Below are 19,154 nucleotides of genomic sequence, written 5' to 3'. Positions count from 1 at the left end.
AGGGCGGCACCACCCCCCTTCGAGCCGGACCCGTGGCTTTCCCCCTGATCACCCTCTCGACCGCGGGAGACGGCACCAGCCCTCTCCCGCCGATTCACCAGGACCGTGATGAAGCACCGCAGCACTCTGATACGCACTCTGGGCACCACGGCCGCCGCCGGCGCGGTGGCATGGGCCGTGACGGCCGGAGGCCCGCCCTCCCACGGAACCCCCAGCCCCGTCGCCGACGAGGCGCCCGGCTATGCCGTGGAGGACTTCGCCTACCCGGGCGCCGACAAGATCCTCGCCGAGCAGGGCATCCTCCTCAAGCGCGGCGACGGCCACATCCTGCTCGCCGACTGCGCGAGCGGGGACAACCTCCTCAAGTTCCTCGCCCGTGACCGTGGGGACGTCTGTTTCCGGGTCACCGGCGACAAGGGCTACCTGAGCCTGGAACTCCCGTCGGTGCATGGTGTGCGGACCAACGACGCCAGGAACACCAACCTCACGATGACCGCCGAGGGCGATCGCGTCGAGTACGACGTCCCCGCGGACACCTGGGAGGGCGTCGGCGAAGCCGTCGACGGACGGGACCACCTGCTGGTCGAGATCCGCACCACCAAGTAGCCGGCGGAGCCTGACGGGGTCCTGTGGGAGGACGCCCCGGCCCCCGTCGGACGTCGGCACCCACATCCCGCCCGGCCCTTTCCAGCGCCCACTCCGGCGCCGGGGCGGGCCGGTCCGCGTGGGGGGTGGTGAGGGGCCCGCGACACGCCCCGGAGCGGCCTAGGCCGAAGGACTGATCACGTCCGGACCCTCCTGCTGTTAGCCTGCTCCTGCATAGAGCTTGCAATAACAACTGGACGGCATTCCCAGCAGTCGGAGGGTTCGAACCATGGCCACGTACACGCTTCCGGAACTCCCGTACGACTACGCGGCGCTCGAACCGGTCATCAACCCGCAGATCATCGAGCTCCACCACGACAAGCACCACGCCGCCTACGTCAAAGGCGCGAACGACACCCTGGAGCAGCTGGAAGAGGCCCGCGACAAGGAGTCCTGGGGTGCCGTCAACGGGCTCCAGAAGAACCTCGCCTTTCACCTCTCCGGCCACATCCTGCACTCGATCTACTGGCACAACATGACCGGCGACGGCGGCGGCGAGCCCCTCGCGGCGGACGGCGTGGGCGACCTCGCCGACGCGATCACCGAGTCCTTCGGCTCCTTCGCGGGCTTCAAGTCCCAGCTGACGAAGGCCGCGGCGACCACGCAGGGCTCCGGCTGGGGCGTTCTCGCGTACGAGCCGCTCAGCGGCAAGCTCATCGTCGAGCAGGTCTACGACCACCAGGGCAACGTCGGCCAGGGCTCGGTCCCGGTCCTCGTCTTCGACGCCTGGGAGCACGCCTTCTACCTTCAGTACAAGAACCAGAAGGTGGACTTCATCGAGGCGATGTGGCAGGTCGTCAACTGGCAGGACGTGGCGAAGCGTTACGCCGCCGCCAAGGAGCGCGCGGACGTCCTGCTGCTCGCCCCCTGACCCCGCTCCGGCGGACAGCGCGTCCTGCCTCGTGATCGTCTTCTCAACCTTCACACCGGCAGGCGGATGGACGGAAAGCCCCCGCGAGGACGTGACTCGCGGGGGCTTTCCCCTGGTAGTTAGTTAGCCCTTTAGCTCTTTAGCCCATGTGCTATATATGTATCCATGGAAACAACCGCCGTGCCGAGCGACGACGAGGCGAGCGCCTTCCGCGCCCTCGCCGACCCCACCCGCCGTCAGATCCTGGAGGATCTGCGCGGCGGTGAACTGGCCGCCGGGGAGATCGCGAGCCGGTTCTCGATCAGCGCTCCGTCGATCTCCCGCCATCTGGGCGTCCTCAAGGGTGCCGGGCTCGTCACCGAGCGCCGCGACGCCAACCGCATCCTCTACTCACTGGCCGAGGAACGACTCGCCATGTGCGTGGGGCGGTTCCTGAGCGCCGTGTGTCCCGAACAGATCGTGCTCCGCCACACCGCGTGGCGCTCCGCGCCGAAGGGCGGTGCCTCGTGATCCGGTCCCGTCTCTCCAGCGTCATCGAGCGCCGCCTGCTGGTGAACTACCGGGTCGACCCCCGCGTCGCCACCGCCCTGCTGCCCGCACCGCTGCGGCCTCAGCTGGTGCGGGGCCAGGCGGTGGCGGGCATCTGCCTGCTGCGGATCGGCGGCGTCCGCCCCGGCTGGGCCCCGGCCGTGACCGGGCTGACCAGCGAGAACGCGGCGCACCGGATCTCCGTCGAGTGGGACGGCCCCACCGGGGTCGAGCGCGGCGTCTACATCCCGCGCCGCGACACCGCCTCCCGCGTCAACGCCTTCGCGGGCGGCCGGATCTACCCGGGCGAGCACGGGCGCGCGGACTTCGCGGTGCGGGAGGAGGCCGGTGCGGTGCGGGTGGCGTTCGCGACCCGGGACGGCGCGGTGGAGGTCGACGCGACGGTGGAGGACGCCGGGGAACTGCGCGGCAGTGAGCTGTTCGCGGATCTGGCCGAGGCCTCGGAGTTCTTCCGCCTCGGCAGCCGGGGCCTCTCCCCCACCACCGGGGGCGAACGGTTGGACGTCCTCGAACTCTCCACGGACGCCTGGAAGGTGACGGCGGGCCGCTCCCGCCACGTACGCTCCACGTTCTTCGAGGACCCGGACCGCTTCCCGCCCGGCAGCGCGGTGCTGGACAGCGCGCTGGTCATGCGGAACGTGGCCGCCGACTGGTCACCGGGCGAGCCGCTCCGGGTGGGGCCCGGGGCGGTGCCGGGGTACGGGTCGGCAGCCGCGTAGGGCGGTGCCGAGGGCCGGGCGGTGCGGGGCCCGGGACCGGGAGGTACGGGGCACCTGGCCGGGCCGGGCCGGGCCGTGCGGGCCCCGGGCCGTGCGGGCTCCTGGCCGGGCCGGTGCGCGGGGCCCGGGTGGAAAATGCCGACGGGCCCGTGCGCGGGACCTGGGCCGGTGCTCGGGCCCCGGGCCGGGCCCGGACGGAAAATGCCGGTGGACCGGCGGGGCCGGGTGCCACGATGGCCTCCGCCCACCTGCCCCCTTCCCCGGACACTCCGCCCTTCCCCCGCCTCTCCCCTCCCCGGAAGCGACCCCATGAGCCCAGCCCCCGCCCCGGCGGACCCCACCGTCCTGCACCCGATGCCCGGCCAGCCGCGCGTGGTGCAGCTGAAGCCCCTGATCACCTCCGCGTTGATCGAGGCCGGGGACTACTCGTACTACGACGACCCCGAGCACGCCACGGAGTTCGAGACCCGCAACGTGCTGTACCACTACGGCCCCGAGCGGCTGGTGATCGGCAAGTTCTGCGCACTGGCCACGGGGGTGCGGTTCATCATGAACGGCTCCAACCACCGGATGGACGGCCCGTCCACGTTCCCCTTCCCCACCCTCGGGGGCTCCTGGCGCGACCACTTCGACCTGCTGACGGATCTGCCCGACCGGGGCGACACCGTGATCGGCAACGACGTCTGGATCGGCTACGAGGCGGTGATCATGCCGGGCGTGCGCATCGGGCACGGCGCGATCGTCAGCGCGCGGTCCGTGGTGGTCTCGGACGTCCCGGACTACGGCATCGTCGGCGGCAACCCGGCCCGGCTGATCCGCAGCCGGTACGAGGAGGCGGACGTCGCCCGTCTGCTGGCGGTGGCCTGGTGGGACTGGCCCGCCGACCACCTCACCCAGCACATCCGCACGGTGATGTCGGGCACGGTCGCGGACCTGGAGGCGGCGGCACCGTAAGCCGCCGGACGCCTCAGGGGCCGGGAGCCGGAAGGCCGGACCAGGAGGTCAGTGGCTTCCCGCGTCGGCGAGGCAGAACTCGTTGCCCTCCGGGTCCGTCAGGACGGTCCAGGACATTCCCTGCGTCGACCGCTCGCCGACGACGGTCGCGCCGAGCTTCGCCAGGCGCTCCACGTCGGCCCGGCGGTCGGCCGAGGCGAAGTCTACGTGCACCCGGTTCTTGCCGGTCCTGGGCTCGGGCACCCGCTGGAAGCCGAGCACCAGGGGGGTCGCCGCGAGGACGACGAAGGCGTCGTAGTCCTGAGTCTCCTCGACGCCCAGGGCCTCGGCCCACCAGGCGGCCAGCGCCTGGGGGTCGGCGCAGTCGATCGTGATCATCTCCGGTGACATCCGCATGTTCCTCAGCGTACGGCGCACCACTGACAACGGGCCGGGAGCGCACCCGCCCCCGGCCCGGTCGTACGGCGGGAGGGGTCAGTCGAAGATCGGGCCCTGGGTGCGGGTCCGCTTGAGCTCGTAGAAACCGGGGATCGACGCCACCAGCAGCGTGCCGTCCCAGAGCCTGGCCGCCTCCTCGCCCTTGGGGGCGGGGGTGACGACCGGGCCGAAGAAGGCGACCTGCTCGCCGTCCGGGCCCGGCACCGCGACGACCGGGGTGCCGACCTCCTGGCCCACCTTGTCGATGCCCTCCTGGTGGGAGGCGCGCAGTTCGGTGTCGTAGGTGTCCTTGTCGGCGTACTCCACCAGGTCCTCGGGGAGGCCGACGTCCTTCAGGGCACCGGTGATCGCCTCGCGGGTGGGGCCCTCGCCGTTGTTGTGGAAGCGGGTGCCGAGCGCGGTGTAGAGGGGGCCGACGACCTCGTCGCCGTGCAGCTCCCGGGCGGCGATGACGACCCGGACCGGGCCCCAGGCCTGGTTCTCCAGCATGTCCCGGTACTCCTCGGGCAGCTCGTCGAGCTTGTCCTCGTTCAGGACGGCCAGGCTCATCACGTGCCAGCGGATCTCGATGTCGCGGACCTTCTCGACCTCCAGCATCCAGCGCGAGGTCATCCACGCCCAGGGGCAGAGCGGGTCGAACCAGAAGTCGGCCGGGGTCTTGCCGTTCGCGGGGGTGTTCTCGGGCATCTCTCTCCTTGGAGGGCGTGCTGGTGCCACGGCGGAGCGTGTGCGTTCCGCGGCAGGGCGTGCTGAATCCACCTGGCTGCGAGAACGTCCGCGCGGGGCCGGGCATTCCCCGGACGCCGACGCCCCGGGCGCGTGCAAGGATCAATGGGTTCGAAGCACGACACATGACGCGCGTACGAAGGAGTGCCCGTGCCTGGCGAAAACCTGTCCCGCGACGAGGCCCGGACGAGGGCCGAGCTGCTGACCGTCGACGGATACGAGGTCGCTCTCGACCTGCGGTCCGCCGTCGGCGGGCCCGAGGGGGCCGACGGGGGCGAGGGGGACGGCGGCCCGCGGACGTTCCGGTCGCTGACCACCATCCGCTTCCGGTCCGCCCGCGCGGGCGCGTCCACCTTCGCCGACCTGGTGGCCCCGGCCGTGGACGCGGTGACGCTGAACGGGAAGGCGCTGGACCCGGCCCTCGTGTTCGACGGGGCGCGGGTGGCGCTGGAGGGACTCCTGGAGGGCGAGAACGTCCTGGAGGTCGACGCCCGCTGCGCGTACAGCCGGACCGGTGAGGGCATGCACCGCTTCGTGGACCCGGAGGACGGCGAGGTCTACCTCTACACGCAGTACGAACCGGCCGACGCCCGCCGTGTCTTCGCCAACTTCGAGCAGCCGGACCTCAAGGCCCCCTACCGCTTCCAGGTCACCGCCCCCGAGGGCTGGGAGGTCCGGTCCAACGGGGCCGAGGAGTTCCACGAGGGCGAGGTGTGGCGGTTCGCGGAGACCAGGCCGGTCCCGACGTACATCACGGCCGTCCTCGCCGGTCCCTACCACCGCGTGGACGATCACTACTCCCGGACGTTCGCCGACGGGACCACGCTGGAGATTCCGCTCTCCGCGATGTGCCGCAAGGGACTCGCCAAGCACTTCGACGCGGACGACGTCTTCCTCGTCACCAAGCAGGGCCTGGACTTCTTCCACGACCACTTCGACTTCCCCTACCCCTTCGGGAAGTACGACCAGGCGTTCGTCCCCGAGTACAACCTCGGCGCGATGGAGAACCCCGGGCTGGTCACCTTCCGCGAGGAGTACATCTACCGCGGGAAGGTCACCTCGGCCGCCTACGAGCGGCGGACCAACACCATCCTGCACGAGATGGCGCACATGTGGTTCGGCGACCTGGTGACCATGGAGTGGTGGGACGACCTCTGGCTGAAGGAGTCGTTCGCGGACTTCATGGGCTCCTTCTCGATGGTCGGGGCGACCCGCTTCACCGACGGCTGGGTCACCTTCGCCAACAACCGCAAGGCGTGGGCCTACCGCGCCGACCAGCTGCCCTCCACCCACCCGGTCACCGCCGACATCCGTGACCTGGAGGACGCCAAGCTGAACTTCGACGGGATCACCTACGCCAAGGGCGCCTCCGTGCTGAAGCAGCTCGTGGCGTACGTGGGGCAGGAGGCGTTCCTGGAGGGCGCCCGGCGCTATTTCAAGCGGCACGCCTACGGCAACACCCGCCTGGGCGACCTGCTGGCCGTGCTGGCCGAGACCTCCGGGCGCGACATGACGGCCTGGTCGCGTTCCTGGCTCCAGACCGCGGGCGTCAACGTGCTCACGCCGGTGCCCCGGTACGACGCGGAGGGGACGCTGAGCGAGCTGGCCGTCGTCCAGGAGGCCGCCGCCTCGCACCCCGAGCTGCGCCCGCACCGGGTCGCGGTCGGTCTGTACCGGCGCGGCCCGCGGGGCGAGCTGACGCGGTACGCGCGGGCCGAGGCTGACGTGGTCGGCGAGCGGACGGTGATCGACGCCCTGGCCGGGTCCGGGCGGCCCGACCTGATCCTGGTCAACGACGACGACCTGACGTACTGCAAGGTCCGCTTCGACGCGGGGTCGCTGGCCACCCTCCGCGACCACCTGGGCTCCGTCACCGACCCGCTGGCCCGCGCCCTGTGCTGGTCGGCGCTGTGGAACCTGACCCGGGACGCCCTGATGCCGGCCCGGGACTTCGTCGCGCTGGTGCTGGCGCACGCCGGGCGCGAGAGCGACATCGGGGTGCTCCAGATGCTGCACGCCTGGGCCCGGTCCGCGCTGGTGCACTACGCGGCCCCCGAGTGGCGCGCGGAGGGCGGCCGGGCGCTGGCCGAGGGCGCGCTGCGCGAACTGCGGGCGGCCGAGCCGGGCAGCCAGCACCAGCTGACGTGGGCCCGGTTCTTCGCGGCGGTCGCCTCGACCGACGAGGACTTCCAGCTGCTGGGCGGGCTGCTGGAGGGCACCGCCAGGGTCGACGGGCTCGACGTCGACCAGGAGCTGCGCTGGTCGTTCCTGTCGCCGCTCGTCGCGCACGGGGTGGCGAACGAGGCGGCCGTCGACGCCGAACTGGCCCGGGACGACACGGCGTCCGGCAGGCGGCACCACGTGCGGTGTCTGGCCTCGCGCCCCTCGGAGGCGGTCAAGGCGCAGGCGTGGGCGGCGGTCGTGGAGTCGGACAAGCTGTCCAACGCGCTGGTGGAGGCGACCATCGCGGGCTTCGACCAGCCCTCGCAGCGGGAGCTGCTGGCCCCGTACGCCGGGCGGTACTTCGAGGTGATCGAGCGGATCTGGGCGGAGCGGTCCATCCAGATCGGTATGCACGTGGTCCGGGGCATGTTCCCCGGTCTCCAGGACGGCCCGGACACCCTCGCGGCGGCCGACGCCTGGCTGAGCGGGCACGAGGACGCGGCCCCGGCGCTGCGGCGGCTGGTGCTGGAGGCCCGGGACGACCTCGCGCGGGCGCTGCGCGGCCAGGAGTGCGATCGCACCGCGTGACGGGGAGGCGCGGTCGCACCGCGTGACGGGGTGGCGCGGTCGGGGCAGGGGGCGTCCGGTCGGGGGCGTGCACGCGGCGTGAAAGCGGCGCTCGTACATCCGACCGGGGCGCCCCCTGCCCCATTCCCGGCGCGACGGCCCTTTTCGGATGTCGAACGTCCGTACTTTAGGACGGCGTTGTCCGGGAATGTCGACGGACGTGTAACGGGGGTTAGGGACCCCTGCAAGGGCGGGAAGCTCCCGGACATGACCCAGAACACCCCGCTCTCCTCCTGCTCCTCGCGCCTCCCCCTGCACCCGCGGGACGTCACGCAGCGTGTGCTGTCCGCCGCCCAGTTGCGGACACGGGGGCTCTCCGCCGCGCAGACCTCCGCGCAGTGCCTGCCGGGCGGCCCCTGGCAGCAGATCCTGCCGGGGGTCTACCTCCTGCACCCGGGTCCGCCCACCGGCCCGGAGCGGTTGCACGGCGCGCTGCTGTACGCGGGCCGCCCGCCGGTCTCCGCGCGCCGCGCCCCCGCCGGTCCTGGGGACGCGGCGTACGGCGAGGCGATGGTCACCGGGGTGGCGGCGCTCGCGCTGCACGGTTTCGCCACCGTGCCGGACCTGGGCGCGGTGCACCGGATCGACGTGCTGGTGCCGCGCACCCGGCGACTGCGGTCGACCCGGTTCGTGGAGGTGCTGCGGACCGCGGCGCTGCCGGTGCCGGTGCGGGTGGACGGGGTGCCCGTCGCCCCGGTGGAGCGCGCGGTGGCGGATGTGGTGGCGGGGCTGGACGAAGCGGCGGACGTACGGCGGCTGCTGACCGAGGCGGTGCGCGAGGGCCACAGCGATCCGGCCGCGCTGGTCCGTGAGTTGAGCGCGGCCAAGCTGCTGGGCCGGGCCGCCGTGGTGGGGGCGGTGGACGCGCTGCTGGCCGAGGGGCGGGCGGTGGCGGAGGGGCGGTTGTACGCGATGGTGCGCGAGCACGGGCTGCCGGAGCCGCTGTGGAACGTGGAGCTGCGGCTGCCGGGCGGACCGGGGCTGGGCGGGATCGACGCGTACTGGCCGGATCACGCCGTAGCGGTGGTGCTGGACACCCGGGCTCCCCGGCACGGCGCGGAGGTCCGGGGCGGGCGCCCCTCGGACGAGGCGGCGTGGTCCGCGTACGCCGCGAAACGGGAGCACCTGGAGCGGCTCGGGGTCACCGTCGTCCACCTCACGCCGAGGAAGCTGCGGGAGGCGGCCGACCAGCAGGCCACCGTGGTCAGGACGGCCCTGATGGCGGCGGCCGACCGGGAGCCCGCTGCGTATGTGACGGTGCTGCCGCGCTGAGCGGGGCGTGGGACGCAGGTCCGGACCACAGGGCCCGAACGGGCCCTTCCGCCGGGCACTTTGACCTCGTTCGTCCCCGGTGGCGCATTACCCCCAGTGGCGGATCTGTGCCATGTCGCGAACTCGCCTCCGTCAACTCTCCACAAACCCCTGTCATTTACGACAGGGTGAGCGGTCATCCGGTACCGAATTCCGGACTCTCTCTTTCACTTACAGGGATGCTGATGACCAAGGAATCCCCCAGTTCCATACCTGGAGCGAGACGAGCGGCCCGCATCGCGGCCGCGGCAGGCCTGGCGGCCACTCTGGCCGCCACCGGTGCCGCTCCGGTGTTCGCCGCCGACGCGCCGGCTCCGGCCCCCGTCAAACCGTCCGCCACCAGCGACCGGGGCGACAAGCTCGGCACCGCCGACGCCGAAATTCTCGCCAAGGCCGAGGCCAAGGGCGAGAAGAATGTCACGATGATGATCGCCACCACCCCGGGGGCGACCGAGCAGGTCACCGAGCAGCTGGACGCCGTCAAGGGCTCCGTGCTCGGCCAGACCTACGACAAGCTCGGTTACGTCCGGGCGACGGTGCCCACCGGCACCGCCGAGGCCACCATCGAGGCGGCGTCCAAGCTCAAGTCCGTCCTCGGCATCGATCTCAAGCAGGAGATCAAGCTGGACGACCCGACGCCCGCGGGCGACCGGGCCGCGGGGGCGAAGCAGCCGAGGGCGACGGGCAGTTACCCGGCCCCGGGCAAGAAGACCCCGGCCGTCAACCCGTACAACCCGTCCTTCGAGACGGGCGCGGTCGACTTCGTCTCCCAGCACCCCAAGGCCGACGGCCGCGGGATCACCATCGGTGTCCTGGACTCCGGCGTCGACCTCGGTCATCCGGCCCTGAAGAAGACCACCACCGGCGAGCGCAAGATCGTCGACTGGGTGACCGCGACCGACCCGGTGAACGACGCCGACGGCACCTGGCTGCAGATGTCGCGGACCGTGACCGGCCCGACGTTCACGGTGGACGGCAAGACCTACTCGGCCCCGGCGGGCAGCTACAAGTTCGCCACCTTCGCCGAGGCGGCCACCACCGGCGGCGACATGGCGGGCGACCTCAACCGCGACGGTGACACCACCGACGTCTGGGGCGTGCTGTACGACCCGGTCAAGGGCACCGTACGGGTGGACCTGAACGAGAACGCGGACTTCTCGGACGACAAGGCCCTCCAGCCGTACAAGGACAAGTTCCAGGTCGCGTACTTCGGGGAGGACGACCCGCGCACCGAGGTCGTCGAGCGCATCCCGTTCGTCGTCGAGACCCGTAAGAACGTCGTCCACAACGCGGCGGGCGCCACGTCCGACTACGTCAACATCGGCGTGATCGAGGGCTCGCACGGCACGCACGTCGCGGGCATCACCGCGGCCAACGGCCTGTTCGGCGGCAAGATGAACGGCGCGGCGCCCGGCGCCAAGGTCGTCTCCTCGCGCGCCTGCACCTGGTCCGGCGGCTGCACCAACATCGCGCTGACCGAGGGCATGATCGACCTCGTCGTCAACCGCGGCGTCGACATCGTCAACATGTCGATCGGCGGCCTGCCGCCGCTGAACGACGGCAACAACGCCCGCGCCGAGCTGTACAAGCGCCTCGTCGACATCTACGGCGTCCAGCTCGTCATCTCGGCCGGCAACAGCGGTCCGGGCCTCAACACCATCGGTGACCCGGCCCTGGCCGACCACGTCATCTCGGTGGGCGCGTCGATCTCCAAGGAGACCTGGGCCGCGAACTACGGCTCCAACGTCACCAAGAAGTACGACATGCTCCCCTTCTCCTCGCGCGGCCCGCGTGAGGACGGCGGCTTCACGCCGACCATCGCGGCCCCGGGCGCGTCGATCAACACGACGCAGACCTGGATCCCCGGCGGTCCGGTCAAGGAGGCGGGCTACGCCCTGCCGGCCGGCTACTCGATGCTCCAGGGCACCTCGATGGCCTCGCCGCAGGCGGCGGGCGCCGCGGCCCTGCTGCTCTCCGCCGCGAAGCAGCGGAACCTGGAGCTGCCCCCGGCCGATCTGCGGACCGCGCTGACCAGCTCCGCCTCGCACATCAAGGACGTGCCCGCGCACGTCCAGGGCTCCGGTCTCATCGACATCAACGGCGCCTGGAAGCTCATCACCAAGAAGGGCAGCCCGGCGCACGAGTACCGGGTGAAGGCCCCGGTCGACACCGCGATCGACTTCGCGCTCAAGGACCCGGGCTTCGGCACCGGCGTCTACGACCGCGAGGGCGGCCTGAAGGTCGGCCAGACCAAGGTCTACGAGGTCACCGTCACCCGCACCACGGGCCCGGACCGCAACGTCCAGCACAAGCTGTCGTGGAAGAACAACGACGGCACGTTCCAGCTGAGCAGCCCCGAGTACGTCTCGCTGCCGCTGGACACCCCGGTGAAGCTGAAGGTCACGGCGAAGCCCCGGAAGGCGGGCGTGCACAGCGCCATCCTCCAGCTGGACGACAACAAGACCGTCGGCGTCGACCACCAGGTCCTCTCCACGGTCGTCGTCTCCCACGAGCTGACGGCTCCCGGTTACGCGTTCAAGTCGTCGGGCTCGGTGCAGCGCAACGGCACCACCTCGTACTTCATCGACGTGCCGGAGGGCGCCAAGACCCTTGAGGTCGCCATCAGCGCCCTGCGCTCGGGCAGCCAGACCCGGTTCATCGCCCTGCACCCGTACGGGACGCCGGTCGACCCGACCTCCACGGTCAACTGCTACCCGAACTACGAGAACCCGGCCAACACCTGCCGCCCGGACGTGCGCTCCTACAAGGACCCGTTCCCCGGCGTCTGGGAGATCGAGGTCGAGTCGCGCCGCACGTCGCCGCTGCTGGACAACCCGTTCAAGCTGGACGTGTCGCTGCTCGGCGCCACCTTCGACCCGGCGGTGCGCACCCTCCCCGAGGCCAAGATCGGCACCCCGGCCGCGGTGGACTGGAAGGTCACCAACAACGCCGGTCCGCTGTCGGGCAAGCTCAAGGGCGGTTCGCTGGGTTCGGCCAAGGTGGACAAGCCGTCCATCTCCACCGGCCAGATCCGGCAGTCCACGGTGACTATCGGTGCGGGCGTCGAGAAGCTCGACGTCGCCATCGGCGGCACCTCGGACGCCAACGCCGACCTCGACCTGTACGTCCTGCGGGGCACCACCCAGGTCGGCAGCAGCACCACCGCCGGTTCCGAGGAGGCGGTCAGCCTGGTCAAGCCGGCCGCGGGCACCTACACGGTGGTCGTCGAGGGCTACTCGGTCCCGTCCGGGTCGACCACGTACGACTACCGCGACGTGTACTACGCGGCTTCGCTCGGCACCCTGAAGGTCGACGCGTCGAAGACGTACAACCTGGCGAGCGGCGCTTCCGCGCAGGTCGGCGCCGAGGTCGTGGTCGCCGGTGCGGCTCCCGAGGGGCGGCAGTTCTTCGGTGAGGTCCAGCTGGTGAACGGCCGCGGCACCGCCGCGGGCACCGGCAGCGTCGTGATCGAGAAGGTCACGCCGTAACGGATCACCCCGGTACGACGGCGGGGCGGGCGCTCATCAAGAGCACCCGCCCCGCCGCACGTCTTCCCCGGGGCGTGTGCCCGCTCACACCCCCGCACGGCGCGCCGGAGATGTTCCCCCCGGGCCGCCCGGAATCGGCAGAACGTGCGGCCCTCACCGGAAGAGTCCGCAGGTCGGACGGTGGATTGGACAAGACGGGCCCGGACATACGCATCATGGAGCGGCATACGGACCGCACAGCCGCACAGGTGTACAGAACAGAGGAGTCCTCGTGAAGGTCGGAATCGTCGGCGCCACCGGTCAGGTCGGCACAGTCATGCTCAGGATCCTGGCCGAGCGCTCCTTCCCGGTCGACGAGCTGCGCCTGTTCGCCTCCGCCCGGTCCGCGGGCTCCACGATCGACTTCCAGGGCTCCGCCGTCACCGTCGAGGACGCCTCCGCCGCCGACTACACCGGCCTGGACATCGTGCTGTTCTCCGCGGGCGGCGCGACCTCCCGGGCGCTGGCCGAGAAGGTCGCCGCCCAGGGCCCCGTGGTGATCGACAACTCCTCCGCCTGGCGCAAGGACCCCGAGGTCCCGCTCGTCGTCTCCGAGGTCAACCCGCACGCGGCGAAGGTCCGCCCCAAGGGGATCATCGCCAACCCGAACTGCACCACGATGGCCGCGATGCCGGTGCTGCGTCCGCTGCACGCCGAGGCCGGTCTCCAGGCGCTGACCGTCGCCACCTACCAGGCCGTATCCGGCTCCGGGCTCGCCGGGGTCTCCGAGCTGCACGGCCAGGCCGCCAAGGTCGTCGCCGACGCCGAGAAGCTGGTGCACGACGGTTCGGCCGTGGACTTCCCCGAGCCCCATGTCTACGAGCGTCCGATCGCCTTCAACGTGCTGCCGCTGGCGGGCTCGATCGTGGACGACGGCTCGTTCGAGACGGACGAGGAGCAGAAGCTCCGCAACGAGTCCCGCAAGATCCTGGAGATCCCCGAGCTGAAGGTGTCGGGCACCTGCGTCCGGGTCCCGGTCTTCTCCGGCCACTCGCTCCAGATCAACGCCCGTTTCGCCCGCCCGATCGGCGTCGAGCGCGCCGTGGAGCTGCTGCGGGACGCCGAGGGCGTCGAGCTCTCGGAGATCCCGACCCCGCTCCAGGCGGCGGGCCGGGACGCCAGCTACGTGGGCCGTATCCGGGTCGACGAGACGGTGGACAACGGCCTCGCGCTGTTCGTCTCCAACGACAACCTGCGCAAGGGCGCGGCGCTGAACGCCGTGCAGATCGCGGAGCTGGTGGCGGCCGAGCTGAAGGGCTGAGGCGCGGCACGCGCACCCCGTACGCCTGTGGGAGGGGCGGCCACCCGAGACCGGTGGCCGCCCCTGAGTGGTGTCCGCGACGCCGTCCGGGCCGGGCGGGAAATGGACATCGCGCGGGGAGCACCGTACGTGGAAGGATGGCCGGAAACGCCGCATATCAAGTCGCACACCAAGGAGATGACCGCGTGCCTGGCACGAATCTGACCCGCGAAGAGGCACAGGAGCGGGCGCGCCTGCTGACCGTGGACGCGTACGAGATCGAGCTCGACCTCTCCGGCGCGCAGGAGGGCGGCACCTACCGGTCCGTGACCACCGTGCGCTTCGACTCCGCGGAGGCCGGTGCGGAGACCTTCATCGACCTCGTCGCCCCCACCGTCCACGAGGCCGTGCTGAACGGCGGCGCGCTGGACGTGGCCGCCGTGTTCCGCGACTCCCGGATCGCGCTGCCGCAGCTGCGCGAGGGCGCCAACGAGCTGCGGGTCGTCGCCGACTGCTCGTACACCAACACCGGTGAGGGACTGCACCGGTTCGTCGACCCGGTCGACGAACAGGCCTACCTGTACACCCAGTTCGAGGTGCCCGACGCCCGCCGGGTGTTCGCCTCCTTCGAGCAGCCGGACCTCAAGGCGGCCTTCTCCTTCACCGTGAAGGCCCCCTCCGGCTGGACGGTCATCTCCAACTCCCCCACGCCGGAGCCGAAGGACGACGTCTGGACGTTCGAGCCGACGCCGCGCATCTCCACCTACATCACGGCCCTCATCGCCGGTCCCTACCACGCGGTGCACAGCTCCTACGAGAAGGACGGCCAGTCCGTCCCGCTCGGCATCTACTGCCGCCCCTCGCTGGCGGAGTACCTCGACGCGGACGACATCTTCGCCGTCACCCGGCAGGGCTTCGACTGGTTCCAGGAGAAGTTCGACTACGCCTACCCGTTCGCCAAGTACGACCAGCTCTTCGTCCCGGAGTTCAACGCGGGCGCGATGGAGAACGCGGGCGCGGTGACCATCCGCGACCAGTACGTCTTCCGGTCCAAGGTGACGGACGCGGCGTACGAGATGCGCGCCGAGACCATCCTGCACGAGCTGGCCCACATGTGGTTCGGCGACCTCGTCACGATGGAGTGGTGGAACGACCTCTGGCTGAACGAGTCGTTCGCCACCTACACCTCGATCGCCTGCCAGGCGTACGCCGAGGGCTCCCGGTGGCCGCACGCCTGGACCACGTTCGCCAACTCCATGAAGACCTGGGCCTACCGGCAGGACCAGCTGCCCTCCACCCACCCGATCATGGCGGACATCCAGGACCTGGACGACGTCCTCGTCAACTTCGACGGGATCACGTACGCCAAGGGCGCCTCGGTGCTCAAGCAGCTGGTGGCGTACGTCGGCATGGACGCGTTCTTCCAGGGCGTGCAGGCGTACTTCAAGGCGCACGCCTTCGGCAACACCCGGCTCTCGGACCTGCTGGGCGCGCTGGAGAAGACCTCCGGGCGCGATCTGCGGACCTGGTCGAAGGCGTGGCTGGAGACCGCGGGCATCAACATCCTCCGCCCGGAGATCGAGACCGGCGAGGACGGTCGCATCACCTCCTTCACCGTGCTCCAGGAGGCCCCCGCGCTGCCCGCCGGGGCCAAGGGTGAGCCGACGCTGCGCCCGCACCGGATCGCCATCGGCGTCTACGACCTGGACGCGGACGGCAAGCTCGTGCGCACCGACCGGATCGAGCTGGACGTCGACGGCGAGCGCACCGCCGTCCCGTCCCTGGCGGGCAGGGCCCGTCCGGCGGTCGTCCTGCTCAACGACGACGACCTCTCCTACGCCAAGGTCCGCCTGGACGCCGAGTCGCTGCGGGTCGTCACCGAGCACCTGGGCGACTTCACCGAGTCGCTGCCGCGCGCCCTCAGCTGGGCCTCGGCCTGGGACATGACGCGCGACGGGGAGATGGCGACCCGCGACTACCTGGCGCTGGTGCTCTCCGGCATCGGCAAGGAGTCCGACATCGGCGTCGTCCAGTCGCTGCACCGCCAGGTGAAGCTGGCCCTGGACCTGTACGCGGCGCCGGAGACCCGCGAGAGCGCGCTCAACCAGTGGACCGACGCGACGCTGGCGCACCTGCGGGCGGCCGAGCCGGGCAGCGACCACCAGCTGGCGTGGGCCCGCGCCTTCGCGGCGACCGCCCGCAACCCGCAGCAGCTTGACCTGCTCCAGTCGCTGTTGGACGGCACGGAGACCGTCGAGGGCCTGACCGTCGACACCGAGCTGCGCTGGGCGTTCGTGCAGCGGCTGGCGGCGGCCGGGCTGCTGGACGAGGAGGAGATCGCCGCCGAGTACGAGCGGGACCGGACGGCGGCGGGCGAGCGCCACGCGGCCTCCGCGCGGGCCGCGCAGCCCACGGAGGGGGCCAAGGCGCAGGCGTGGGCCTCGGTCGTGGAGTCCGACCAGCTGCCCAACTCGCTCCAGGAAGCGGTCATCGGCGGCTTCGTCCAGACCGACCAGCGCGAGCTGCTCGCCCCGTACACGGAGAAGTTCTTCGCCGCGGTGAAGGACGTCTGGGACTCGCGCAGCCACGAGATGGCCCAGCAGATCGCGGTGGGCCTCTACCCGGCCCTCCAGGTCTCCCAGGAGACCCTGGACGCCACGGACGCCTGGCTGGCCTCGGCCGAGCCGAGTGCGGCGCTGCGCCGGCTGATGTCGGAGTCGCGGGCGGGCGTGGAGCGCGCGCTCAGGGCCCAGGCGGCGGACGCCGCGGCGGTCACGGCGTAGCCGCTTCCCGTACGCCGAAGGGGCGCTCTTCCCGCGGGGGGAGCGCCCCTTCGGCGTGCGCGGGGCTGGTGGGAACCGCCCGGCGGACGGGCCTGGAGCGCAGCCGTCCGCCGGGCGGTGATCAGGGGGGCGGCGGTTACGCGCCGGACTCCTCGTGGCGGCGGGCCAGCTCGGCCGCGCCGGACTCGGTGAAGCTGCCGTGCAGCCGCATCCGGGCCACCCCGCCGTCGGGGAAGGCGTCCAGGCGGACGTGGGTGACGACGGCCTGGGCGCGGAGCACGAAGCGGTGCGGGGTGTCGGGCTGGAGGCGGGTGCGCGGGATGATCTCGAACCACTCGCCGCTCTCGCCGTCGCGGCCCTGGAGGGCGATCCAGCCCGCGGAGTTGCCCTTGAGGTAGGCGGTGTCGATCTCGACGGCGCGGACCGCGCCCTGGGCGGGCAGGCGGAAGCGGACCCAGTCGTTGGTGTCGCGGACCCGGCGGCGGCGATTCTCCCAGCCGTCGTCCATCTTGCGGGAGGTGCCCGGCAGGATGATCTGGGTGGGCGAGGAGTAGAAGCGGTCGGAGGCGTCCTCGTACGTCCCGCCGTTGAGGGCGGAGATCAGGTCGACGGTGCCGAGCGCGGCGAGCCAGGCCGGGTCCGGGACGACCTCGCCGTGCACGCGGAGGCGGGCGATCCCGCCGTCGGGGTGCTGGCAGAGGCGGATGTGGGTGTAGCGGCGGCCGTCGGTGATCTCGAAGGCGTTGGCCGCGTGGCCGCGTACGGGCGTGGGCGGCAGGATCTCCTCCCACTTCACGTCGTCGGCGAGCAGCCGCTCGGGGCCCGGGGCGCCTTCGACGGAGGTGGCCTGCACCGATACCCGCTGCGGGTAGTTGCCGCGGAAGTGGGCGGTGTCCACGACCAGGCCGCGGACGACGCCGGGGGCGCCGAGGCGGACGATGGCCCAGTCGTGGTCCTCGGGGGCCGGGAAGGGGTGCCCGGCGTCCGCGCCGCGGCGGCGGCGGGTCTCCCAGCCGTCCATGATCTTGCCCTTGTGCCCGAAGTGCTCGGGGTCGAAGGCGGCGCGCTCGCGGATCAGCAGGTTCTCGCGCTCGGCGAAGAACTCGTCGTTGGCGGCGATCACGCCCGCGCCCAGGCGGCGGTCGGCGAGGTCGACCAGTTCGGTGAAGGGCAGCTCCCCCGCCTCCCGGTAGTCGGCGTACGGGTCGCCGCCGCCGTAGGGCGCGGCGTCGTTGGCGTGGGGGTCCGGGAAGGTGCTCTCGCTCGCGTCGAAGGTCATGCCCCTACCTTCGCGCGGCCGGAACCGTCAGGTCCATCGAAAGTTTCCGCAGATACCGTTCAGCTCAGCTGAACGTTCGGGCGGTTTCGGTGAGGGCCGCGAGAACCCGCGCCACCGCCGGGCCGCTCTCCGCCCCGTGCCGGACCGCCGCCACCACGTGGCGGCGCGGCTGGTCGGCGTCGAGGACCCGCATCACCACGCCCGCGCGGCGCTGTTCGCGGGAGGCCATCCGGGGGACCAGGGCGATGCCCATGCCCGCCTCCACGAGGGCGAGGATCGCGGTCCACCCGGCGGCGCTGTGCGCCTGCTCGGGGACGAAGCCCGCCGCCTCGCAGGCGGCGGTGGTGATCTCCGACCAGGGGCCCGAACCGCCGAAGATCCAGCGGTCGGCGGCGAGGTCCGCCAGCCGCAGCGCGGGTGCCCCGGCCAGCGGGTGGGCGGCCGGGAGCGCCACGTCCAGCGGGTCGGCGAGCAGCGGGAACAGGGTGAAGCGGGGGTCGCGGGCGGTCGGCGCGTGCGCGGCCAGCGACAGGGCCAGGTCCACCTCGCCCGCGGTGAGCAGGTCGTACGCCTCGGCCGCCTCGGCCTCCCGCACGCGGACCTCGGGCCCCGGGCGGTCGGCGGCGCGCAGCAGGGTCACGGCGGGGACGACGAGCGCGGGCACGGCGGTGGAGAACGCGCCGACCCTGACCTCCCCGGCCTCGCCGCGCAGATAGCCGGTGAGTTCGGCGTCCGCCCGCTCCAGCTGGGCGAAGACCGCCTCGGCGTGGCGCAGGACGAGGTGGGCGGCGTCGGTCAGGCGGACCCGGCGGCCCTGGGCCTCCAGCAGCTCCACCCCGAGCTGCCGGGCCAGGTTGGTGAGCTGCTGGGAGACCGCGGAGGGGGTCATCAGGAGCGCCTCGGCGGTCGCCGTGACGGTGCCCCGGTCGCGCAGGGTGCGCAGGATGCGGAGCTTCTTGACGTCCCACTCGGTCATGGCCGCAACCTACCGGCCCCGCCCCGGCGCACCGGCCGCGGCCCCGGGGCCGGACACACGGATGCGCCGCGCGGTAGCTGCTACCGGCGGCGCACCCGTCGTGCGTGTACGGGTCAGACCTGCTTCTTGGACTTGTCCAGGACCATGACCAGTCCCGCGATCGCCAGGAACAGGACGATCGGCGCGACGACGTAGAGGCCGATGGTCTCCATCGCGCTGAGGCCCGGACCCGGGTCGTCACCGTCGTCGGGGGTGAGCGCGAGCGCCGGGGCCGACATGAGCAGCATCATCAGCGTCGTCCCGGCCGCGACGACGCCGGCGCGCATAGCGTTCTTCTTTTCCACGG

15 protein-coding genes are annotated in these 19,154 nt (G+C 71.9%); 10 read left to right on the top strand and 5 right to left on the bottom strand.

The annotated features are described in order from the left end of the window. Positions 1-108: 108 nt before the first annotated feature. From ACIRRU_RS08430 to ACIRRU_RS08410, 5 genes are all read left to right on the top strand, one after another. Positions 109-606 (top strand): hypothetical protein, encoded by a 498-nt coding sequence (locus tag ACIRRU_RS08430; RefSeq protein WP_403677828.1) that lies wholly within the window; start codon positions 109-111, stop codon positions 604-606. 268 nt (positions 607-874) lie between these two features. Next, complete coding sequence (locus tag ACIRRU_RS08425) at positions 875-1,516, top strand: superoxide dismutase (protein ID WP_363199543.1); 642 nt, start codon at positions 875-877, stop codon at positions 1,514-1,516. Positions 1,517-1,681: 165 nt separating this feature from the next. Continuing rightward, positions 1,682-2,026, top strand: a complete 345-nt coding sequence (locus tag ACIRRU_RS08420; RefSeq protein WP_403677825.1) for a metalloregulator ArsR/SmtB family transcription factor — start codon at positions 1,682-1,684, stop codon at positions 2,024-2,026. Further along, positions 2,023-2,784 (top strand): DUF2071 domain-containing protein, encoded by a 762-nt coding sequence (locus ACIRRU_RS08415; protein WP_403677822.1) that lies wholly within the window; start codon positions 2,023-2,025, stop codon positions 2,782-2,784. The genes ACIRRU_RS08420 and ACIRRU_RS08415 overlap by 4 nt, the downstream gene beginning before the upstream one ends. Before the next feature lie 309 nt (positions 2,785-3,093). Beyond that, the gene (locus ACIRRU_RS08410) at positions 3,094-3,738 is read left to right on the top strand and encodes a CatB-related O-acetyltransferase (RefSeq protein ID WP_403677819.1); all 645 of its coding nucleotides are present in this window, start codon (positions 3,094-3,096) and stop codon (positions 3,736-3,738) included. A gap of 48 nt (positions 3,739-3,786) precedes the next feature. Here ACIRRU_RS08410 and ACIRRU_RS08405 read toward each other — a convergent pair whose 3' ends face one another. Both ACIRRU_RS08405 and ACIRRU_RS08400 read right to left on the bottom strand, forming a co-directional pair. After that, positions 3,787-4,134: a VOC family protein gene (locus ACIRRU_RS08405; protein ID WP_403677816.1), complete on the bottom strand. Its 348-nt coding sequence runs from the start codon at positions 4,132-4,134 to the stop codon at positions 3,787-3,789. Between the two features lie 78 nt (positions 4,135-4,212). Continuing rightward, positions 4,213-4,863: a DsbA family protein gene (locus ACIRRU_RS08400; protein ID WP_363199546.1), complete on the bottom strand. Its 651-nt coding sequence runs from the start codon at positions 4,861-4,863 to the stop codon at positions 4,213-4,215. A gap of 189 nt (positions 4,864-5,052) precedes the next feature. On the opposite strand from ACIRRU_RS08400, the gene pepN (ACIRRU_RS08395) reads away from it, so the two are divergent. From pepN (ACIRRU_RS08395) to pepN (ACIRRU_RS08375), 5 genes are all read left to right on the top strand, one after another. Further along, complete coding sequence (pepN, locus tag ACIRRU_RS08395; RefSeq protein ID WP_403677812.1) at positions 5,053-7,653, top strand: aminopeptidase N; 2,601 nt, start codon at positions 5,053-5,055, stop codon at positions 7,651-7,653. 246 nt (positions 7,654-7,899) lie between these two features. Beyond that, positions 7,900-8,964 carry a hypothetical protein gene (locus tag ACIRRU_RS08390; RefSeq protein WP_403677809.1) on the top strand — a complete coding sequence of 355 codons (1,065 nt, stop codon included), beginning with the start codon at positions 7,900-7,902 and terminating at the stop codon, positions 8,962-8,964. 218 nt (positions 8,965-9,182) lie between these two features. Next, positions 9,183-12,491 carry a S8 family serine peptidase gene (locus ACIRRU_RS08385; protein WP_403677807.1) on the top strand — a complete coding sequence of 1,103 codons (3,309 nt, stop codon included), beginning with the start codon at positions 9,183-9,185 and terminating at the stop codon, positions 12,489-12,491. Positions 12,492-12,762: 271 nt separating this feature from the next. After that, complete coding sequence (locus tag ACIRRU_RS08380) at positions 12,763-13,791, top strand: aspartate-semialdehyde dehydrogenase (RefSeq protein ID WP_403677804.1); 1,029 nt, start codon at positions 12,763-12,765, stop codon at positions 13,789-13,791. Positions 13,792-13,976: 185 nt separating this feature from the next. Then, a complete protein-coding gene (gene pepN, locus ACIRRU_RS08375) occupies positions 13,977-16,553 on the top strand; it encodes an aminopeptidase N (RefSeq protein WP_403677801.1) in 2,577 nt (858 codons plus the stop codon). Positions 16,554-16,689: 136 nt separating this feature from the next. Here pepN (ACIRRU_RS08375) and alc read toward each other — a convergent pair whose 3' ends face one another. The 3 genes from alc to ACIRRU_RS08360 all read right to left on the bottom strand — a co-directional run bounded on the left by alc (position 16,690) and on the right by ACIRRU_RS08360 (position 19,134). Next, entirely contained in the window at positions 16,690-17,832 is a 1,143-nt protein-coding gene (gene alc, locus ACIRRU_RS08370) for an allantoicase (protein ID WP_403677798.1), read from the bottom strand. A 64-nt stretch (positions 17,833-17,896) separates the two neighbouring features. Next, a complete protein-coding gene (locus ACIRRU_RS08365) occupies positions 17,897-18,808 on the bottom strand; it encodes a LysR family transcriptional regulator (protein ID WP_403677795.1) in 912 nt (303 codons plus the stop codon). A gap of 113 nt (positions 18,809-18,921) precedes the next feature. Continuing rightward, positions 18,922-19,134: a hypothetical protein gene (locus tag ACIRRU_RS08360; RefSeq protein WP_403677895.1), complete on the bottom strand. Its 213-nt coding sequence runs from the start codon at positions 19,132-19,134 to the stop codon at positions 18,922-18,924. Positions 19,135-19,154: the final 20 nt, after the last annotated feature.

Origin of the sequence: Streptomyces sp. NPDC101181 (genome assembly GCF_044767975.1) — a bacterium.
Classification (GTDB): Bacteria; Actinomycetota; Actinomycetes; order Streptomycetales; family Streptomycetaceae; genus Streptomyces.
This window is presented reverse-complemented; position numbering and strand designations above follow the sequence as displayed.